Raw genomic sequence first — 21,281 nt, forward strand, 5'->3', positions numbered from 1 at the left:
CCCACCTCATGGGGACGACTTGGCCCGCACTCGTCGCGGATGCCGCCAATCAAATCGGCAGGTCGTGTAAAGCGCAGTCCGCCGCAGATCCAGTCCCAGGCCGGCCGGCGTACCTTTCTTTACGTGGGATACGGTCAAGCTGATTTCACACGTTCAAGGGGGCGTGAAACTGGAACGAGCCGCGGTCCGCAGAAGGCCGCCGTCTCTGTTCCGTGAAATTGTCGCGGATATCGATCATGTCGTCCCGCACGCGGAGGTAAGGCCTGCCTCTTGAATCGGTCAGCGTCGCGGCCTCCGCAACCAAACCGTTCATTAGAGCGGTTTCGTGATCGTTCGCCCAGTTCGCCATGTCACCGGCCCAGTTGAGATCTAGGCCGCCGTTCTGGGCCGGATCCTGTGCCCGCTCAATCGCACCCCAAAGATGTGCCGCCGCGGTTGGCGGGTTGCCAATTAGGATGTGGGCCGGGCGGTTGACATGCCAGCGCAACAACATCGCCAGTGCGCGCTCCGACGTGAAAATTTGGCCAAGATTGGGTACGGCGGTGTTCGCTGCAACAGGTGCGTTTGCCTCATTGCCGACCGGCTGGTTGGTCATCATGCCGGCCCGAACATCGTTTAGGCGCCAGCGCGCGAAGTTATAGCTGCGGGATTTCCATGTATCGAAGATGCGATTGGCCATCACTGCCCGGTAGAACCAGTGCCAGTTCTTAAAATAGTTTTCGTCTTCCTGGGTCTGTGGCACGTTTTCGAACGTCCCGCCCACCTTGCGAATACACTGCATCCGTGAGGTCCGCGCGCCCGAGGATTGCCTAACGTTCGCCCAAGCGTTTGCCTGCTTCAGCCCGAAGAAAGTGATCGCACTGGCGAAGTCCCCGGGCACCTCATTTTCCATATAGGCGAAAAGCCCCCCGAGCTCGCCGGAACTGAACGTGTAGTGGAAGAGCGGCAGCGACAGCGTCGCCCCTTCGTCCCAGGCATTGCAGACATCGAAACGCGATGCCGCCTCCTTCTCAATCGTGGGTAGTACAGTCATGTAGGTCGACAGCATCGCCGCGTTCCCGCCCGGCCCGAAGAGCGTGGTTTCGTTCACGCCAGTCAGGCGCAGGCTATCGAGTCGCATGGTGGCCCAGGAATGGTCGGGAAGCATGTTGGGCCCGCCGGTTCCACGCGGCTCGTAATACCCCAGGATGATGTAGCGGTTTCCGCCAACGGTCGCGTCGCGGGCGTCCTGTGCAGGCAGATTGTAACGGTCGCTGACATCGCGCACGAAGACCCGGGGGTCTCTTGTCGTTATGTCGTTATGCGCCCAGATGTTTTCCCCGCCGGCCTGAACCCCCTGCCACTGCGGATCGCCCGTCCGTGCGGTGACGACTACCGGGCAGCGCAGCCGGTTGGCGGGGCGGCCCCAGAGGTCGATTCTTTCGCGGGTCGCGGTGTTCAGGAACCCATTTAGGGGCCCGGTATAGGGCGAGGGGTTTACCTGCGCCTGCAACCTGTCGGCATATTCCCCGGTGGCGCCCTGCGGTTCGGTCGCGACGGTCTGGTACTTCGAATAGATCTGGAATTCGCGCACTGCCCAATGGGCGCGGTCGTTAAACGTGTTGTTCGTCGGGCCGAGGTTGCCGAAGCCCAACTCGTTCACGCGCTGCTTCATAGTTTGGGGAAAAATGTCGTCACCGATGATCGCATCCACCGTCGCGTTCTCGGCATCCGCTCCGATCATCTGCGCCCGGTTCCTCTGCCAGAAAGCGCGCGTCGGCAAAGTCTCGATATCGGGGTGGCCGGGATGATGTTCGGGCAGGCCCAGGCTATTGGCGATCGGATAATCGACACGGTCGGACCGGCTACGGCCGGCGGCCAGTGTGATTCGGATGTCGACGTCCCCGGTTACGGTCATCGGGAAAAGCGGCATCGGTAGCCGGATTACATCGTCTAGCTCGCGTTTCGGTGGTGTGTCGGGATTGATCTCCAGTAGGGGCTGATAGAGTGATTGATAGAAGCTGATGACAGCCTGTTCCGCCCAGCCCTTGGTCTGACCATCAAAGACCTGTGTTCTAGGCCCGTTGGGATAGAGCGTAATCGCGCGGCGCTTCATACCGTTCAGGACGGCCAAGTTGAGGAAATCCAGCGTCATCAAGACGGGCTCGAACCAGGCGATCTGCGGTGGTACGCCTATGCCGGTGATCTTGTTATCCGCGGTCATCCCCCGCACAATACGGGGAGTCGTCGCCTCCACCCTCAGCTTGCCGCGTTCCGGCCAGGAGTCGTATGAGGCTCGCTCGACGGCGTCGCCGGTCATCTGGATATTGCCCGTTGAAGGCAGCACTTTCGGGTACACGGGGACGTCGGGTTCGAAGCGCATTATTCCAGGGAAAATCATTTTCAATTGCGGTGCGCCCTTCTCAGGATCCGAAATTCGGAGCTGGAGGCGCAGGCTTTCTGGGCGTGGGTCGAATGCCGTGGCGGGAACTGAACTGAAGGGCGTTTCAGTCACCGCCACCGACCCCGCCACGATGCGCTCGCGGTCGGCAGGCGTCATCAGAAGTCTAAGAAAATCGGTCATGGCAGCTCAACCTCTAGGATCTCGCTTTCCGCCTTGCGCGAATGTCCCAGGGCCCGGAGCTGGTACTGCCAAGTACCCGAATGCAGCCCGCTGTCTCGGTAGCTCTCCAGCGCCCCTTCGATGGCCGCGATACGTCGCAGCCGGTGGTCCTCAGGTCCTTTGCGCAGGACCTCAATAGACCGGTAGAGATCGAAGTTCGACCAGCTCAACGCGATGCCGCTGCCCCCGCCCGTCTCCACCCCGTCGAGGTCGCGCGGCTCGGCCAGCGAGCCCAACGGGACGGCTGCCCGCAGTTGTGAGGGCTTACCCCGGATGTCGCGGCGGACCTGGCCGAAGGGATCAACCGGGTCGCGCGCCTCGCGCACCGCAGTGACGCGGAAGGTGGTCTTCAGACCTGGAACGAGCCCGCCGATGACCTGGCGGAAAACCCGCAATTGCCCCTGCTGCGGCAGCGCGCCACGCGGGATAACGCCTGCGATTTGCCAACTGTCATCCCGGGGGTCCTGACGCTCGATCTCAAACCTCAGGTCGGCGGCGGGGCCGGGCTGATTCCATTCAAGCACCAGCTGCCGCGCCGCCTCCCCGCCGTCGTCGTTCTTGGGAGTTGGTGCGAAGATGCGGGTGAAATTCGGGGCGGCGGGCTGGCGGATGTCTGGGACATGCACGGGCCCGATCAGGTCCGACCACGGTCCCTGCACCCCCGCCTCGCTAACCCCGCGGACGCGGTAGAGCGCGCGCGTTGGGGCCCGGCCCGGCAGCTCGTCTCGGTAGCTGCCGGCGAAAACCCTGAGGCTCCGCATCGTGAAAGTGTCGCCGTTGGCCGCCGCGAGTGTGCGCAGGTTGGAGTCTGACGTGACAGGGGTCGCACCGGGGATCCCCCCTTCGAGCACGCGCCAGATCTCATAATGCGCGGCCCCGTTCGCCGGCCACCGCAGCTCGTAATTGGCCTCCTCGGCGTATTTCGCTGCCGTCTCGGCCCAAGTGAAGCGGGTGGGATGGTAGCGTGGGATGTCAGGTGCATCGGGCGGCACCAGTACCCGGGCGGAGACCGTTGCCGTCGTCGTATCGCTTTCGTTGCCCTTGAGGCCGGTCATGCCCGAGCCCGACCCGGAATATTCGGGGCTATCGACGTAGGCGGTATCGTCAGCCGCCATAACGTCCAGCATCACGACGCCCGCAATAAAGCCCTTGGGTGGTATCAGCGAGACGGTCGTTTCATGCGGCGGGAACAGGATGATGGGCGAGTCCGTCAGCGCCGTTTCCGGACTCGTGAGCGTCAGCCAGGCATCCCAGCTTTGCCGCCGCACATCGTCCGCCCCCGGCGCGTTGATACGCCAAACGTCGCCGCCTTCGTACGTTGCGTTAAAGGAGGTCCGCAGCAGATGCGTGTAAACCGATGCCTCTCTGTCCGAGGGCAGAGGCTCCGCCCCCGCCGCGGCCAGCCGGATCAACATCGGGTTGGTGTCGAGCACCTCAGCCACAGTTGCGGAGACCGCCGGGCGGCGAGGTACACGCCCAATCCGGTGATGGCCGAGCGCTTCGCCAACGCCGTAGATCAGCCCGGCCTGCCCCGGTCCCGGCAGCCGTCCGGAGATCCGGCGGATGCGCATGACCGCCCCCGAGCCGGTACCGTGTGACACGATCGGGTATTCCCCGTCGGGCAGGATCAGCCGTGCTCCGGCAAGGCTGTCGGCAGGTTCGGTAAGGCTGCCGAGCACCACGTCGCCTTGGTGCAGGCTGTCTGCCACCGGCGTGACGCTGAGAATTTCGATATGGACGGGCCGCCTTGCGTGCCAGCGCACGACGACCCGGAACTCCGCTGCGTCGGGCCCCCCAAAGTCCTGCGGACCGATCCATCTGATGGCGAGCCGCACATCGCGTGACTGGTCGGGCGTGTCGAAATCCAGCGTCTGACTCGTTTGCACATCTACTTGCCCTGCTGGCGGGAGCAGTTCCAGCAGGCGCACCTGTGTCGCTGGAGGCGGCAGGTCGTCGTGGTGGCGCACCGAAGCGATCGCAGGGACGCTGCTTCTTTCGCCCAAAAGGTCGATGCCCCTGATGAGGTAGTGATAATATCCCTCCATCTCCGGCCAGGGATGGCCGAGGGTATCGAGAGCCTGCGGCGCGGTGTCAGACCGCAGCATTTGATTGCTATCGAAGAGCGGCTTGAAATCCGCGACCGGTGGGATGGCGGGAGCGGTACTTTGCGCCGCGGTCTTCGCGCCGTGGTCGTAACGCGCGAGTTCGTAAAGCACCGGCTCGTGGTCTATCATCCGCCCACTGTTGGGCGGCGCGGACCAAGTGAGCGCTGTGATGCTCGAGGGCGCTCTCGGGATCAGAAACTCGGCGGTCTGCACGTTTCCGTTAGAGTCTTGCGCCAGCAGTTCGGGCGGCGGTGTCCAGTTGCCAAAGTTCCTAAACGCCGGGTGCTGCACTGACCCGGGCACACGCGTGGCCTCGAAACTCGTGGGGGCCGCGGGGGCGCAGATCCTGTTGGTCGGAATTTCCTCGGTCACCGCGAACCCGGACGCATCGCCGGAAAGCGTGCTGACGCGGTAGGTGACTTTTCCGTCACCCTCCTTGATCGTGTCATCGGCCGCGAGACCCAGCATGACTGCGTATTCGAAGCGCGCCGCCAGCGCCAGAAGATAGCCGAGCGCCGCCTCCTTATAATAGGCAATTACGGGCCTGCGCGTGGTCCGATCGGCGAGCAAGTCGTCGAGCGGCGGGGCGGGACCGTTCGGCCAATAGGTTGTCGAGAGTTCCACATCGTCTTCGTGGCTCGACCCGAAGGCCTTCGCGGCTTCGCGGGTCAGGCCCTCGACTTCCGAGGGATCGACGCGCGGGTCGACGAGCCGGATGATCGGCCTGAGATGGCCGAGGTTGCCCTCGGTGATCTCGAGGAAGGGGAAATAGGGGCCCTTGATCGGTCGGCGGTCGGAGATTTCTTGACCGAAGAGCGGCCAATCGTCGGTCTGCGGCAGGTTGAACCGATCGTTTCCGTTCAGGATGTTTTGCGCCTGCCCTCCGAGAATCCGTTCAACAAGAAAGCCGCCTGCTGGCCAGCCGATGTCGGGTCGCGTGATCCAGCGGATGCCGTAGACCTTGTCAAAGGATTGCTGGCCCTTCGGCTGCGGACGACAGCAGGCGATGATGTCGATATCGCGCGGCTGCAGTAGTTCTGAACTCGGGCGTGGGGGAACAGGGAAAACCATCATGGATCTCCGCTGGCAAACGCGATCGGGACCGTCTCATCGCCGAGCGCGCCGTTCACGGCGCGTAGCGTCTCCGCCAGGTCGCTGGGCTGGCCCCGCGACCAGTTCAGCGTAAGGACGTGATCGCCTGCGGCCCAGGTGCCGGTCGCCCGGCGCAGTAGAAGCCGCGTGCCGTCGCCGTTCGTTATGACCTGAACCGCCGCCCCATCCAGTGTGACACCTAGGCGGCTCGCGGGATCGAGCGGCTCGGGCGCCTCGAAGAGCACGGCGACGAGCTGCGTGCGGTCCAGCGACACGAAGGGCGTCAGCGTCCTGTGCGCGACAAAGGCCACGGTCGCTATCCCAAGCTGGCGGCAGGCGGAGTCAAAGACGACCGACGTGATCGTGGCGGACGTCGGCACCGGGCGGCGGATCTCGCCCGCACGGGTTACAAGGTCGGTGAAGCTCTCGTAGAGGGAAGTGGTGAAGGTCCAGAAATGCAGCGGAACTTCGATGTCCTTGTCGCTGACAAGGGTCGCCCTGTATTGCGAATTCGGCGTCAACGTCAGGACGCTTGCGGGCAGCGTCAGCGTGGTTTCGCCCGACTGGTCACCCAAATCCTCCGCGATGCAGCCCGCCTCCTTGTTTATCAGGTATTGCCTTTCCCAATAGCTCTGGCTCAGCCCCTTCTCTGGCATCCCTTTCTGTGTCGCGGGAATCAACACCGGTTTGCCCGACTGATCGATCACCGGCCGCCCCTGTCCGTCGAAAAGCCGGATCAGCAGTTTTTGCTGGCCCGCTGCGTAAAGGTAGTTGACGTAGTCATCCACGAAGCGGATGGCGAAGTCATAGCCGGTGTAGACCGGCCGCGCGTCCGCGAAAGGATAGGTCGCCGCGATATAATCGTCGAGCGCCCCGCAGTATAGTGGCGGTGGCGCAACGGTGAAAGTGCCGGTCCATGTCTGCTGCGCGCCGGGCTGCTCCGACTTGCTACCGTCAGGGTGGCGCAGCTGGGTCTTTAGTTCAACGGAAAGAGCATAGGTCTCTCCGGGAATGAGAAGTTGCGCGGAATCTGGGACCGTCCATTTCTCCTTGTTGGTCCTCAGCCCGCCGCGGCGCTTGCCCAGAACGTATTCCGGGTTCCCGTGGCCGGTGTCGAAGCAAATCTTCACTAGGCATTGCGCCCCGTCATTGACGGGCATTACCCATTGGCCGGTGTCTCCTTGGTATGCTGGAACCGGCCTGTCGGCTTCCGGCAAGGGTCCGGTGACTTGTGGAGTGCCGCCGCCAAACCGCTCGCCGTCGCTTTTCTCCTTTTCGGGCTTCTCGCGTTCGGGGCAGTTGGTCGTGTGGAATTCAACATTTGCCTCCCCCCCGCCCAGCCAGACCGAAAAGACGTCACCGGCCAGCAGTTCGAGAAATGGCGAATTCCTGCGATCCTCGTAAGGATAAGGGCTTTTCGAAGTGTCCCAGTGATAGCGGTATTCGCCTGCGAGGAGGCCATAGCCAGGCTCTAGCTCCTTAAGCGGTAGACAGACGCGCTGATTGACCGGATCGTCACAATAGTCGAGCTCCGTCCCTTCAACGAAGCTTTCGGTCAGGCTGCCGTCATGGGCGAAGCGTTCGGAGGACAGAAGCCGAAGGCTGGTGTTGTAGTTCGGCGTTTCCAGCGCCCACACGCCCCAGATGTCAAAAACCTCGTCATCGCCGCCGGGATCGCGGACGAGTCTCACGCCCCGAAGTTCATAGGAAGCCGCGAAGCCGGAGTTCTCGCCGACCGTAAGAAAACCGTCGTTGGGCAAGGGGACACGCTCGCTGAAGAGGCCGGTGTTGTCGATCATCGGCTTGGCGAAATTGATCGTTAGGAAGCTGTGTGGCTGCACCCCGGCAATGGTTACGCCTTCGCGCAGGCTTACGACGCCATCGTTTGCCCCGGCGATGCCCCCCGCCCCCGGCGCCGGCATGCCCTCGACCAGCAAAGTCCAGTCCCGCGGCTTGGCCGAGATTTCCCGTAAGGGGCGCTCGAGGATCGGCGGGTCGATCTTTTCCCATTTGAAGGTGTGGCCGACGCAGGCCTTCCAGAAGAGCGCCTTCAGGCAAGCGTGCGCCTCGATCCGCACGTCCATCGGGCGCATCACCCGCGCCCTCGCCGCACCGCCCAGCTCGATTCCGATGGATAGACCCCTATAACCCGCGCCGATCCGCCCCGAAAGCTCGAGATCGCCTTCCCATTGCGGCGGCTCCCAAAAGAGCTTCATTTCACCGCGCGCGCGCCCGATCGCCTCGATCCAGAACCCGCCGCCTTCGAAGCGGACGCCAACCTCGATCAGCACGCCGGTGACGACACCACGCGCATTCAGTTCAAACCAGAAGCCCGCGCTGAAAAGCCATTTTTCGCCCCACCTGATGACGTTGGCGGTGACGCGCTTGCCGTCGATATCCTGCCCAATGCGCAGGTAGAACGCCCCAGGGTCGTCGAAGTCGAAGAACACACGGGCCGAGCCGCCAATTTCCACGATATTGGGTATGCCCCAGGAGGCGATGATGTCGAAGGTAAAGGTGTTCTGGATGCTGTCGAAGACCATGAGTGCATCCATGGACCCCTCGGAGGCGGTGCTCATGTCCGGTTTGAGCTTCAGGAAGTTGGCCCTCGCCTGCAAAAGGATGACGAGATCCGGGAAGGGTATAGCCAGTAAGCCTTTGATATTGAAAGCAAAACCCTTGTCCGCCGTGCCAAGGATGACCCCGATTCCAAGGGCGTTCTGCCCCTTGCGCTTGCCCCATTTGTCGATGTCTGTGATTCCGATCGGATCGCGCATGAAGAGTTCGTAGTAGCGCTCGTCCTCGGGCAGTGACGTATCGAGCGTCAGCGCCATGTTGTAGGCAATCAGACCCTGGAACCCGTAGATCGATAGCCCGCTGTTTCCGATCGGAATGCCTGTGGGCAGCAGCTTCGCATCTGCAAAAAGGTAGAGGTAGGAGAAGTCTTGCGGCGCGTCGTAACCGACGATGACCCCGATTTGCAGTTCTATGTCGAGCGCGCTGAGCTCCAGATGCCCCTGCCCCCGGAATTCGACCGAACCGCCCGCTTGAGTGAAGCCAACCTCGATTCCAGCAGAGAACACGCCCGGCGAGGAGAATTCGACCCCAATGCCGGAGAAGCTGACATCCGGTGCGGCGCTCGATCCCGGGTCCCAGGTGATCGTAAGCCCGTCCACGCTCGCCCCTGCGGGCAGGCCTTCGATCAGGTCCACCACGGCCGAAAGTTTGACCTGGAGGAGATTGTTCGAGCCCTCGGGGCGGCCGAAGCGGAACTTGGGGATCAGCAGGCGCACGAAGTACCATTCGACGACCAGCGGGGTTTCGAAGGTGATCCCGCCTCCTTCGGGTACAAGCAGGTCGCCCTTCGAATTGATACCTATTTCGTCGAAACCCAGTTCGGGCCATGAGGCGCCTGGGATGTCGACTTGGACGTCGCCGGAGAAATAGATCGACCAGACGTTGCCCGCAGCATTGACATCCTTTTCCACGCGCAGCCCTGAGAGCGCCAGGTTCACCGCACCGGCGAAATCCACCGTGACGAGCGCGCCGGGCTTCGAGCTCGCGCCCAGCGGCTGCACAGCGCTTGCGCTGGCCGAGAACCCTCCGTCCTGGTCGAAGTCGACGTCGAGTCGGACCCATTTCTCCGCCCCGCCAGCCTCCAGCGGCTTCAACCGCAGGTCGAGTACAAGCGCGCCAGCTAGTAGGGCGTTTTCGAAAAGGTCCAATTCGACCTTCCGCAACCGGCAGTCGAAGCCCAAGAAGGTGCCTGTGACCGGCGATCCGTTCCCGGTGTCGAACGATGCCTTGCCGGTGAAACCGGTGGTGCCGACCGCGCCGTCCTCAATCTCAAGATCGAGCGTTTGGCCTGGAGCAAGCTGCAGGTATTCGGACGGGACTGACACCGCCAGCCGTTTGAAGGCGACGCCGCGGAAGTCCTGCTGCCCGGCCAGAAAATGGGGCAGCGGATCGCCGTCGAGGACTAGTGTCACGTCCCTCGCCTCGACCAGCACCGCGGTGCCGCCGACCTCTGACTTCTCTAGCGTCAGCGCGCCGTAGTCGGTGATCCGCACGCCGTTGGCGTCGATGGTCAGTGTGCAGGCGGTGCTGAGCTCCGCCCCGGCTCCCGTCGCAGGGTTGCGCAGTACGTCCGGGTCGAACCGCAGGCCAATCGTCAGGTCGCTGAGCACGAGCGCGAAATCCGGCCCGACCGCCAGATGCATCTTCAGCGCAGTCCAACCCGGCCCAGCCGATCCCAGGACGAGCGAATAGGCATCTGCCCCGGGGATGGCGAAAGAAATTTCCTCGGGGAAGGCCAGATGCGCGTCGATCATTAGGTTGTCGTCGATCACCATGACGCTGTGTTCTGCGACGTAAAGCCGGTCGAAGACCGATGCCACCTGATCGACGGGCAGCATCTCTGACAGCGGAAAGTCGGCTTGGGAGATCAGTTCGGAAAGCGGGGTCAGCGATCGGCCGGACAGATCATAGGACATCGGTGCGCCCCCGCCGGGTAACGGCGCGGCGGGCTGCGCCCGACGGTGGTTCGTCGAAGACTCCTACGAAACACAAGATCGAATTTCCTTCCTCGAAGACCAATTAAAGTCTCAATACACACGAGGCTAAACCTTAGTGCTGACCTAAAAGCCCTCTGTAACCTCCCTCTTCAGTTCACGCGGCTTTAGGCACAAGGGGCGGGCAATGTCCTGTCGTGTGTCCCGCCAAGATCGGCGGGGACGTTTGTTCCGACCAGGGCTGAGGCCCGGTAAGCGCGCCGCACTCTTCGATTACTTCGGCAAGCCTGTGGCGCGGGAAAAAAACTTAAGCCCGGCCAGGGCTAGTCAGACGGTTCAGTCGATCATGCCTGGCCGGGCGCATGCGTCCGGCGATCGACAGCAGCTTTGTCCGAAATGGCCCGCCATGCAACCCCCACGAGCGGGCTAGGCCACATACCCCTTAAGGGGATTCCCGAGACGTGCTTGTTCTGATTCACTGCATGTTGTGCAGGAGGATTGCATGGCCCGTTTTGATCTGACTGATTTCGAATGGTCTGTGATTGAACCGTTGCTGCCGACCAAGGTCCGAGGCAAGCCGCGCGTTGATGATCGCCGGGTTCTCAATGGGATCTTCTGGCGTCTTCGCACTGGCGCGCCCTGGGCCGACATTCCGGTCCGATATGGCCCCCACACCACCTGTGTCAACCGCTTCAACCGGTGGCGCAGGGCCGGTCATTGGGCACGTATTCTCAACGCCATATCAGAGGCTTACGACGGCGACGTGCAAATGATCGACTCGTCTTCGATCCGTGTGCACCAGCATGGCGCGAACGGCCCAAAAAAGGGGGGCGATCCGATTGCATGGGTCGCTCGCGCGGCGGCCTGACCACCAGGATCCACGCCCTTGTCGACAGCCAGGGGCGCCCCATCCGCCTGAAGCTCACCGCCGGTCAGGCGCATGATGGGCGCTCGGCCGCTGACATGTTCGCGACGCTGGCGGCGGGCCAGGTTCTGCTCGCCGACAGCGCTTACGACAGCGATGCGCTGCATGCCCAGATGGCTGCGCGCGGCGTCATTGCCAATATCCGCCTGATGCCGACAGGCGCTCGAACAATCGGCGTGAACCCCAGCGCGTCAAATTTTTCGTATGCAGTGTGCCGGACACAGAATCCTCATCGAGCAGAAGCTGGATCACCTCCCCTGCCCCCTTGGCGCGCAGCTTGCGCGCGACTGCATTGAGTCGCGCCGCTCGCGATGCGATCTCGCCAGCGCTCCGGCAGGCGTCCGTTGCCGCCAGCGCGAGAGCCACGCAGATCGCACGCTTGAACCCCTCTCCTCCCGGACGCACGCGACCCCGATCACTAAGGCTGCGGAAGGCAGGCCCGGGCGCCTGCGTCACCAGCAAGGGCACGGCCACCGGCCAGCGCATCCGCGCGGCGATAGCGAGGTCTGCGATCCACCAGCCGAGCAGCCCGGTATCCGGCCGCAGCCTGTGGACTTCGGTAGCGATCGCCGCAGCGGCCAAAGGCGCAGGCTGGCCGGAGCGGGCTAGGACTTCAAACTGCTCCCCCAAGGAGACGAGGCTGTCACTCCAGCGCAGGCCGAGCAGATCCACCGCCCTGCGCAAACGGTCAGGAGAGATGTTGGGTGAGCGCTCGGCCAGGCTTTTCCAAGCGGCAAGCAGGTTTCCGGCAGGGCCGGGATCGGCTCCCGGCGCACGCAGGTGCCAGGCGTCGCGCAACTGCGATTCGTTCTCGGTCCGGCCGGCCAGCGCGGTCGCTGTGGCCGCGCATTTCAGCGCAAGACGCTGCCGCCAGCTCCCCGCCCAAGCGGGAGCCGATCGAATGAGATTATCCAATGAATTCAAGGCCGAGCCCGCCAGAACGCGGCCTCCACATCGCTTGTCACGAGCCCACGCGGCACCGCCCAGCCGGGCACGGTCGGGGGCGCAGAGGCGACGTTGGCGGATGAATCGGTTGCGGACATCGTCCGGGCACGATACTCCGATAGTGCGCTTTTAGCTAACTATTAACGCTTAAAGCGCACGTGCTGTCCAAAGCAAATAAAGAATGATAATGTTGCCTTATCGCTCGTTATGGCGCTCTGGAAAAAACGAACCGTGTCGCTCGCTTTTCAACGCCGGACGGCCTCTTTTGGGCGTCAGCTCGACGAGAATTCGCGTTCATTGAGCGGACCGGCCTTGCGGATAGGTCCGCCCCACTGAAGACCGAGTTTCCGGCTTCCAACGGGTTTCCGGAGAGCCTTTCTTCCCGAAAATCATCCGTTTGCGTATTTCGGCCATACAGAGTCGCACAGAGGTTTCTCGCCTGTCACGACTTGATGGTCATCCGAGCCCTCCCAACGCGTTCTACGAGCTTCTGTGTGGTTCAATAATTTCCACGCGCCGCCTCGCCCTTTGCGGGCCGGCTGGGCGTAGACGCCAAATTCCGTGAAAGCCTCAGTCCATCGGGCAGCTGGCTGGGCGGCGCCCAGAGCGTTACAAGCGCCTTCTCTAGCCACGCGTGTCGGATTTGCGCTAGGAGCCCTCACCACGATCCGCCGATGAATGACCTGCGCTGTTTCGATAAGGGCACTATCCCGTGGCGAACCGCCCTCCCCTATTGTCTCGGCGCCGGCCACAGACTATATCGTCACGATAGTCATTATGGTCATGGAGGCTAGAAATGCTGTCTGCACCTGAAACGGATATCAAGTGGACCGTCGCCCGGGCAAAGGCCCAGTTCTCGGAGGTTATCGAGCGTGCACAGTCGGTGCCACAAATGATCACACGAAACGGCAAGCCAAGCGTTGTTGTCGTTTCGGCTGAGGAATGGCAACGCAAGACCGCACGCAAGGGCACCCTTGCGGAGTTCCTGATGGAGTCGCCCCTACGTGGCATTGGCCTGGACCTCGAGCGCCAACGCGACGAACCGCGTGATCTCTCATTATGAGACTTCTGCTCGACACCAATGTCTTATCCGAAGTGACAAGGCCGAGCCCTGACGCGCGGGTGCTGGAATGGCTAGGTGGACTCGACGAGGATCGTTCATTCATCAGCGTCGTGTCGATCGCAGAGATTCGGCGCGGCGTTGCCCTGATGGATAAGGGTCGGAAACGCGATGCACTGACTGAGTGGCTTGCCCGCGACCTGCCACAGCGCTTCGAGCAGAGGGTTCTCCCTGTTGACGAGTCGGTAGCTTTAGCCTGGGGCGACCTGATGGGACTTGCAAAGCGGAGCGGCCGTGGCATGTCATCAATGGACGGTTTCATCGCTGCCACCGCGATTGCTCACGACCTCACCCTTGCGACCCGTAACACGAAGGATTTTGAGCGCTTTGGAATAGAGCTCTTCGACCCTTGGATCGGATGATATTCTCCAGATTCGCAAACCGGCAACGGGTTGAAGTGCTTACCGCCTGCTCTAGGTCGCAACTACCCCACCATCCTCGCCGTTGCCCCATTCGATTTGAATGCCGCCATGAGCATCGGGCCAACGGAAAACTCCCCTGCCCTCGCCTTCTCGGTCAGTACCCTGAGATATCCGCCTGCCGAATTGATGTGCTGGGCCCGCTGCAGGATGCAGGCGACGACAATCGCCGCAGTTTCCGGCCCCATGACGTGGCAGGCGTCCTCATACGCTGACGGCGAAACCCCGAGGTATCCTCTCACCTGGGCGGCCGTGGCCATCAAATCGCGCCAGCTGCCGATTCCCACGACCGCGTAATCCATGATTTCGGGGCAGGCCTTCAGCACGAACCCGAGCGGATACCCTTTCGGCGGCTCCTGCGTTCCCCGTTCTGGCTCCGCCGTTGCCTTGCTCTTGTCGAGAGCAGGTTCAAATTCAAAAAGGTTATTGGTATTTGAATCAGATTGCTGCCAGCCACTCTGGGATTCATTGCCATCCGGATTTTCGGTATTCATGTGAGAATCCAACAGCGTATCCACATCGTCACGGATCGCGGCCAATTCGCCCACAATAGGCTCCAGGTCGTCAACAGTTGCCCGGCGGGGGATCGCATCCACAACAATGCGGAAACGCCTCCACAGGCCGCCCCAGTCGCCGGCTACATCTTCTTCGACGGCCGCCTCGATCAACTTACTGATATCGCGACGGTGAAGCGTGATCCGCTCCCGCATCAACTTCAGCGCACGGTTGGTCGCCCGCACCCGTTCAGCGGCGTCTGTGATCTCATCGGCGCGTACCAGCAGCGGAGCAAGCGAGAAACCAAACGCTTCCTCCAAGTCCCCTCCCCTGCCCTTGCGGGCATATCGTTTGCCGTTTGGAGAATCCCGGCGCGTAATCAGCCCGCAATCGAGCAACGCTGCCAGATGCCGCCGCAGGGTCGTGTCAGCCATGCCGTGGGCACGAAGCGACAACTGCTTGTTGGAGGGGAACACGACAAGGCCGTTCTCTTCCGACAACTCGTTGTCCGGATAGAACGACAACAGTGCCGCCAAGATAGCCAGCGAGCGGTCACCGATACCAACGAGGGATTTCCCCTCGCAGAGATCGCGATACAGCTGCCACTTATCGACGGCTTTCCCTGCCGGTATCTCTTCTTTTTGTGCTGCCAACATGGCGAGCGTCATCGGCCGCCGCCCAAAGGGCGTCGTTGCGATATGCGTTTCCATTTTTCTTCGCCTACAGTTAGGCAAAAGAACCCGACTCGCCGACTTTGACGTCAAAACGCTTGACACTGATTCGTGGAAATGTGATTCTCAACTTGCTAAAGATCGAGAAGGGCTTCCACGGTTCGCCGTCTGGGGGCCTTTTTCTTTTGCGGTTTCAGTTCTCCGTTTTCGACTTCCTGAACGCCTCGTAGAGATCGTCCAGATTGCTCGTTATCCATGTCCCGAACGCCTTGCCGTCAGTGTTCGAGAATTCAACAGTGAGCGCTTTGGGACGCGATTTAGCGAGAACGCTAACCGACTCGTCCATCGGAGCCCAAGGTTTAACGATCGCGACCGTTTTCTTGGCTTTAGCTGTCTTTGGGCCGTTCTTCAGAAAATCATAGACCTTCGTGAAACGGTCATCAGAGGTCGCCGCCCTGAAAGCATCTTGGACAATGATGTCGCCAAGTTCGGGTGCATTGTCGCTCTTGAAGAGAACCGACAGATCATACCAACGGTCACGCCCTACTCCTCTCGCGGCACCAATCTTGTAGATGAGATCGAACGGGATATTCGTCGTGACCGACTGCATTTTCGAGAGCACGGTTTTGTTAACGGCCAGCGCCGACATGACGGTTTCGTTGTCGAACCGTTCGGCGAGTTTTTGTGCGAACAATGTTCTCTCGATGAAACTCAGGTCAGCTCGGACGGTATTCTCTTGCCCCTGCGCGACGACATGTTCCTGATCGGACAGCTCTTTAACCGATGCCCGGACTTTGATGCCCAGAGCCATGGCGGCCTTCGCACGCCTGTGGCCGAAAACAATCTGATAGCGGCCTTCCGTGTTTGGAATAGGCCGCACCAGGATCGGGCTGTCCTGACCACGCTCACGGATAGCCTGGATCAGATCCTGAAGGCTTGATCCGTCATCGTCTTCCAGGCGGTCGACGACGAATGAGGCCTCCAAGTCATCGGGATCGAGTTCAATAATTTGAGTGCCCGACAACAGCTGCTGCTCAATCTTTTGCGCTGCCTCAACCTTTGCCGCGACTTCATCTGCTGCACGGGACATCATCCCGAAGGCACCGCGTCGTGCGGGTATTTCAGTCGGCTTTGAAGACTCCGGATTGGATGAGTTTACGGCCGTAAACTCATCGTCTTCCATGAGACCCGCCATGATACCTTTACGAGCCATTATGTCCTCCCCCAAGCCTTGTGGACGAGCGAAACGACTTCGCCGTTGACGGCCTGTAGTGATTCAACTGCCCGGTCATAGGTTGAGCGTGTCAGTTGGCTTCTCTCGACCTCGTATAGTGACTGCTTCGTAATGCCCGCGTCCGAGATCGCCGTCGACTTCACCATTTCGTTCTTGAGAACGAAGCCACCGAAAAGAGACCGCATGAAATGAACCATCTGGCTCTGCGGCACGTCACCCGGCTCATATCGTGTTACCAGATATCGCATCCAGTCCAGGTTCATGTTGCCCCCGCCCCGTTTGATAGGATCGAGAATTTGACCGAGCATCAGCAAGAACTGGCACATCGACATCACGTCAAGCATCTGAGGATGAACAGTAACGAGAACAGACGTTGCCGAAGACAATGCTGTCAGCGTTAAATAGCCAAGCTGTGGCGGGCAATCGAGAACGACAACATCGTACTGACTTTCAACCTCCGACAAAGCGGCATCGAGACGGGTGAAAAACAGTCTGCCCATGTCGCGCGTGCCCTTCTCGGCGAGCACCAATGGAGTGTCGTATTCGAATTCCTGCAGGTCGAGACTTGCAGGAATGATGTCCAGACCGGGAAAATTGGTCGACCTGATAAGCTCCGTGATCGACTTCTTGTCCTCGTCGTATCGAAGGGCTTCATAGAGTGATGGGAGATTGTCCAATTCAGGCTGGATGCCGTGCAGCGCTGTAAGAGATGCCTGCGGATCGAGATCGATAGCGAGAACACGATGACCAGTCAGGGCGAGGTGCTGCGCCAGATGGGCAGTTGTCGTCGTCTTACCGGAGCCACCCTTGAAGTTGACGACGGCAATGATCTGCAAATGCTCCCCTTCCTTGCGGTGGGGCACATACATTTTCGAATCCGAGCGGCCGTTTTTATCGAGATAGTGCCGCATCTCCAGCATTTGCGCAGCCGAGTAAGAACGCCTGCCAGTTGCCGTAACGGCTGGTTGTGGCCCCTTGCTGTTCAATGATAGATTCTTGAGATAACCAGGGCTGATCCCGAGATATTGAGCGACCTCGGCAAGCTGGAATGAACGCAGGGTCTTCACGGCATCTGGTGGAAAATTTTCCAGACGATGCTTTTCAAGGCGGCCAGACAGCGCGGCTCCCTGCTTCAATATGAGCTGATCGAAGTCGGCTAGAGGCTTGTCGGCGTCGAATGCGATATTCATGCAATAGAACCCGTAAGTGCGAATTTTCATCCGCATCAGCAGATATATCGCACTTAGCCCCGATTCTCATCATCGTGCAAGGAATTTAAAGTTAACAGAAGGTTAACACAATTTTCTGGCGGAACGCATCACAGGATCCAGATAAAGTTTACGGCCGTAAACAGGACTGTATTGGATTGAAATTCGACTGTCAGGGCAGGGTGGCCATCACTCAGCGATATACCGCTTCTCGTTACTGGCATCGAGCTCGACGACCCAACTGCTGCGTTCATTCCGCCATCGCTTGCAGGAGGCGAATGTAGATGGCGAGAGCAGAGCAGTGTGTTTAGAGTAGGACGAACAGATTGCAAAGAGCCGAGAATACCTAGACGACGCGTTGAAAACTTCCTGATGATCGGAAACCCTGCATCGCCGTTTCGCGCTTTCGCAGCCTGGCTTTAGCCTGGCATTCGTCGCTTACGGGACCCCGAAGGGGATAGCTATCGGCAAGGTCGTTCTTCGACCCATCGCATGCGCAATCCTTTTATCATCCGGTCGTGTATATCCATATCGCCAGTTGAACAGCTTACAACGAGGCAAGTCGGGGTTTTAGATACTCGGCGAATTCGTCGGAGGCCACTGCAATGTGTTCTCGTATTAGGTTTTCGGCCAGGTCGATATCCTTCGCACTATAGGCTGCCAGGATTGCACGATCTTCGTCGTGCGTGGCTATAGGCGCTCCGCTGAGGCGCATGTAGATGTGGGTATAACGCTGCGCGATGGTGTGGGCTCGCGTGATCATGTTCTCCAGATGGGACATGCCGGCCGGAGCATAGAAAGCCAAATGTAGGCCGAGGTTCCATTGGCTGATCAGCATCATGTCGGTCACGCTCTCGAAATCGTCGATGATGCGGAATTTTATTCATCAGGAACAGAGCTTTCGCAGCATAAGTCCGATACTCACCAGACTGCGTGCAAGATATGGATATCGTTGAAGGCTTTTCGAATTCGACTCTTCAATCCCAAAGATTTGAACTCCGCCATGGAACGCCTCGGAGCCATTGGGTGTTAACTATGCAGACTACGTCGACAGGGGGGCGATATGGGTGACGACACAATATACGACGAGGTGATGCTGAAAGCCGAGATCGCCGTGGATTTGCAGCTCGCATCAGACGAAATGAACCTCACGCCTAACCAAGCAGCCGACTACTACGGTGTACCGCTGTCATTTATCGAAAAATTGGACCAAGGCAAACTGGACGACCTAAGCTTGGCCGATTTGAGAACTGCTCGGGCAAAGCTACTCGGCGTCAAGGATTCCGCCCTGAAGAAATTGATAGGAGAAGGCGTCAAGGCTGCCAAGGTGGTTGACTTTTCGAAGAAAACTCCCGCCGAGATCGTTGATGACATGATCCGTAAGGCCGATGAGTAAAACCCGGAAACTCACCCCAAATCTCATGGGTTCACATGGCGGGATTTAGACATTTAAAGCGACAAGTTCGGAACCCTGCACTTTAATCTTTGGCTACTGTTCTCAACGGGTTAGGCGGACTGATCAGTTTCACAATCTGCTACTTTAATCGAGTGAATTCCTCCCACCCGTTCGATGTCGTCCGGCCGCCCGTCAACGCGCACCGCGTTGCAGCAACCGACTCTTCGCAACGGCACAAAAATATGCCAAACGTCACCCTGCGGGTGGTTGACGCAAGGGAAGGAGGCGCCGTTGAGTGCAGCAGCTGACACAAAGGCGATTACACCGCCTGATATTCGCTTACGGAAGAATCAAACTCCGCTCGTCTGCCTGACGGCCTATACCACGCCGATTGCGAAGCTCGTCGATCGGCATTGCGACATTGCCTTGGTCGGCGACAGTGTCGGCATGGTGCTGCACGGTCTGCCCTCCACGCTCGGCGTCACCCTCGACATGATGATCATGCACGGCCAAGCCGTGCGGCGTGGGCTGGAGCGCGCGCTAATGGTCGTCGACATGCCTTTCGGCTCTTACGAGGAAGGCGAGAAGCAGGCGTTTCGCAATGCCGGCAGGCTGATGGCCGAGACTGGGTGTGCGGCGGTCAAGCTGGAGGGCGGTGAGAGCATGGCCGACACCATCCGCTTCCTCGCCGCCCGCGGTATCCCGGTCATGGCCCATATCGGCCTGACGCCCCAGGCGGTGAACTCCTTCGGCGGCTATCGTGTCCAAGGACGGGGAGATGAGGCTGACCGGATCAGGCGCGACGCGGCTGTGGTGGCGGAAGCGGGCGCGTTCTCGGTGGTGCTTGAGAAAGTGCCCGAGCAACTCGCACGACGGATTACCGCGGAGATCGCCATTCCGACCATCGGTATTGGAGCCTCGCCCGCTTGCGAAGCGCTGGCCGTCGTGGACCGCAACAGTGTCGCCGGCATTGTCCGTGCCCACCAGGCGGCCAAGGAAACCGGGGTGCGCCTGATTGTCGGCTGTCGTCTCGATCTCGCCGATGGCCTGTCACTCCTGGTCTATCCCACCGACCGTCCCGCCTATGCGCGGCTTTGCCGCTTGTTGTCGCTCGGCAAAGGACGGGGCGGCAAAGGCAAATGCACCCTCGGATGGGACGATGTCGTCGCCTATGGCAAAGGCTTGATCGTCGTCCTCGTACCCGACGAAGCGGACGATACCTGCGGCCTGCGACTTAGGCGACTGCGCGAATCCTTCGGCGATCGCGGCTATCTGGCGCTGACGCTCCGACGGCGGCCGAATGACCAGTTGCGCCTGCATGAGCTTTCGAGCCTCGCGGCCTCGATGCATGTGGCGACCGTCATCACCAATGACGTCCTGTTCCACGCTCCATCGCGGCGTCTGATGCAGGACGTGGTCACCTGCATCCGGCACAACTGCACGATCGACGACGCAGGCTTTCGGCGAGAGCGCCATGCCGATCGATACCTGAAACCCGGCGAGGAAATGGCACGCCTGTTCGGCCGCTATCCGGAAGCGCTTTCCCGCACCGTCGAGATCGCGGAACGCTGCCGCTTCTCGCTGGATGAACTCGCCTACCAATACCCCGAAGAAAAGACGATGCCGGGCCTGACAACGCAACAGGCGCTTGAACACCTGACCTGGGAAGGTGCAGCGGAGCGCTATCCCGAAGGCCTTCCCGACAAGGTGCGCGCCTCGCTCATGCACGAATTGCGGCTGATCGAAAAGCTGGAATATGCGCCGTACTTCCTGACGGTGAATTCCATCGTCCGCTTTGCCCGCTCTCAAGGAATCCTTTGCCAGGGAAGAGGGTCCGCCGCCAACAGTGCCGTCTGCTTCGTACTCGGCGTCACCTCGATCGATCCTGACCTCAACGATCTTCTGTTCGAACGGTTCGTGTCCGAGGAGCGGCGCGAGCCGCCCGACATCGACGTCGATTTCGAACACGAACGGCGCGAAATCGTCATGCAGTGGGTGTTTGAGACCTATGGTCGTAACCATGCAGCCCTTTGCTCGACGGTTATCCGCTATCGTTCGAAAGGTGCATTACGCGATGTCGGCAAGGCGCTCGGCCTCACCGAAGACCTGATCAAGATGCTGTCCGGCCAAATCTCGTTCTGGTCGAAGGATGGCGTCGACCCGAAACATGCCGAAGAACTCAATCTCAACCTGGCCGACCGACGCTTGCGGTTGACCCTTGAACTTGCTCGCGAACTGATCGGCACGCCGCGCCATCTTTCGCAGCATCCCGGTGGGTTTGTGCTCACCAATGACCGTCTCGATGACCTTGTGCCGATCGAGCCGGCGGCGATGAAGGATCGGCAGGTGATCGAGTGGGACAAGGACGACATCGACATCCTGAAGTTCATGAAGGTCGATTGCCTGGCGTTGGGCATGCTTTCCTGCATGAAGCGAGGGTTCGATCTCCTCTCCGAGCACAAGGGGATCAATCTCGATCTGGCGAGCATTCCGCCGGAGGACGCGAAAACCTACGCGATGATCCGCAAGGCCGACACGCTCGGCACCTTCCAGATCGA

General features: G+C 60.4%; 12 protein-coding genes and 1 pseudogene. 5 read left to right on the plus strand and 8 right to left on the minus strand.

Annotation, left to right across the window (positions count from 1 at the left end):
- Positions 1-145: 145 nt before the first annotated feature.
- Genes ACX3P1_RS24225 through ACX3P1_RS24235 form a run of 3 tightly spaced genes read right to left on the minus strand, consistent with a single transcriptional unit; the run spans position 146 to position 10,292 of the window.
- Positions 146-2,563: a hypothetical protein gene (locus tag ACX3P1_RS24225; RefSeq protein WP_459082138.1), complete on the minus strand. Its 2,418-nt coding sequence runs from the start codon at positions 2,561-2,563 to the stop codon at positions 146-148.
- Positions 2,560-5,781 (minus strand): fibronectin type III domain-containing protein, encoded by a 3,222-nt coding sequence (locus ACX3P1_RS24230; RefSeq protein ID WP_459082139.1) that lies wholly within the window; start codon positions 5,779-5,781, stop codon positions 2,560-2,562. Before ACX3P1_RS24230 ends, ACX3P1_RS24225 begins: the two co-directional genes overlap by 4 nt.
- Positions 5,778-10,292, minus strand: a complete 4,515-nt coding sequence (locus ACX3P1_RS24235) for a DUF6603 domain-containing protein (protein ID WP_459082140.1) — start codon at positions 10,290-10,292, stop codon at positions 5,778-5,780. Before ACX3P1_RS24235 ends, ACX3P1_RS24230 begins: the two co-directional genes overlap by 4 nt.
- 520 nt (positions 10,293-10,812) lie before the next feature.
- Between ACX3P1_RS24235 and ACX3P1_RS24240 the strand changes: the two are divergent.
- Positions 10,813-11,378, plus strand: a pseudogene (locus tag ACX3P1_RS24240) (IS5 family transposase); the annotation flags it as partial.
- On the opposite strand, the gene ACX3P1_RS24245 reads toward ACX3P1_RS24240, so the two are convergent.
- Complete coding sequence (locus ACX3P1_RS24245) at positions 11,365-12,159, minus strand: DUF1403 family protein (protein ID WP_459082141.1); 795 nt, start codon at positions 12,157-12,159, stop codon at positions 11,365-11,367. The pseudogene ACX3P1_RS24240 and the gene ACX3P1_RS24245 overlap by 14 nt on opposite strands.
- An 817-nt stretch (positions 12,160-12,976) precedes the next feature.
- Here ACX3P1_RS24245 and ACX3P1_RS24250 point away from each other — a divergent pair.
- Entirely contained in the window at positions 12,977-13,243 is a 267-nt protein-coding gene (locus ACX3P1_RS24250; RefSeq protein ID WP_459082142.1) for a type II toxin-antitoxin system prevent-host-death family antitoxin, read from the plus strand.
- Positions 13,240-13,662 (plus strand): PIN domain-containing protein, encoded by a 423-nt coding sequence (locus ACX3P1_RS24255; RefSeq protein ID WP_459082143.1) that lies wholly within the window; start codon positions 13,240-13,242, stop codon positions 13,660-13,662. The genes ACX3P1_RS24250 and ACX3P1_RS24255 overlap by 4 nt, the downstream gene beginning before the upstream one ends.
- Positions 13,663-13,724: 62 nt before the next feature.
- On the opposite strand, the gene repC is transcribed toward ACX3P1_RS24255, so the two are convergent.
- The 4 genes from repC to ACX3P1_RS24275 all read right to left on the minus strand — a co-directional run bounded on the left by repC (position 13,725) and on the right by ACX3P1_RS24275 (position 18,168).
- Positions 13,725-14,924 carry a plasmid replication protein RepC gene (gene repC, locus ACX3P1_RS24260; protein WP_459082144.1) on the minus strand — a complete coding sequence of 400 codons (1,200 nt, stop codon included), beginning with the start codon at positions 14,922-14,924 and terminating at the stop codon, positions 13,725-13,727.
- A 154-nt stretch (positions 14,925-15,078) separates the two neighbouring features.
- On the minus strand, positions 15,079-16,098 hold the full coding sequence (repB, locus tag ACX3P1_RS24265) for a plasmid partitioning protein RepB (protein ID WP_459082145.1): 1,020 nt from the start codon (positions 16,096-16,098) through the stop codon (positions 15,079-15,081).
- Positions 16,098-17,309, minus strand: a complete 1,212-nt coding sequence (gene repA / locus ACX3P1_RS24270) for a plasmid partitioning protein RepA (RefSeq protein ID WP_459082146.1) — start codon at positions 17,307-17,309, stop codon at positions 16,098-16,100. The genes repB and repA overlap by 1 nt, the downstream gene beginning before the upstream one ends.
- 565 nt (positions 17,310-17,874) lie before the next feature.
- A complete protein-coding gene (locus ACX3P1_RS24275) occupies positions 17,875-18,168 on the minus strand; it encodes an FCD domain-containing protein (RefSeq protein WP_459082149.1) in 294 nt (97 codons plus the stop codon).
- A 222-nt stretch (positions 18,169-18,390) separates the two neighbouring features.
- Here ACX3P1_RS24275 and ACX3P1_RS24280 point away from each other — a divergent pair, with 222 nt between their 5' ends.
- Entirely contained in the window at positions 18,391-18,723 is a 333-nt protein-coding gene (locus tag ACX3P1_RS24280; protein WP_459082147.1) for a hypothetical protein, read from the plus strand.
- Between the two features lie 291 nt (positions 18,724-19,014).
- The coding region (gene panB, locus ACX3P1_RS24285; RefSeq protein ID WP_459082148.1) for a 3-methyl-2-oxobutanoate hydroxymethyltransferase at positions 19,015-21,281 on the plus strand (2,267 nt) is incomplete at its 3' end.

It is taken from the genome of Mesorhizobium sp. A623, assembly GCF_054489405.1.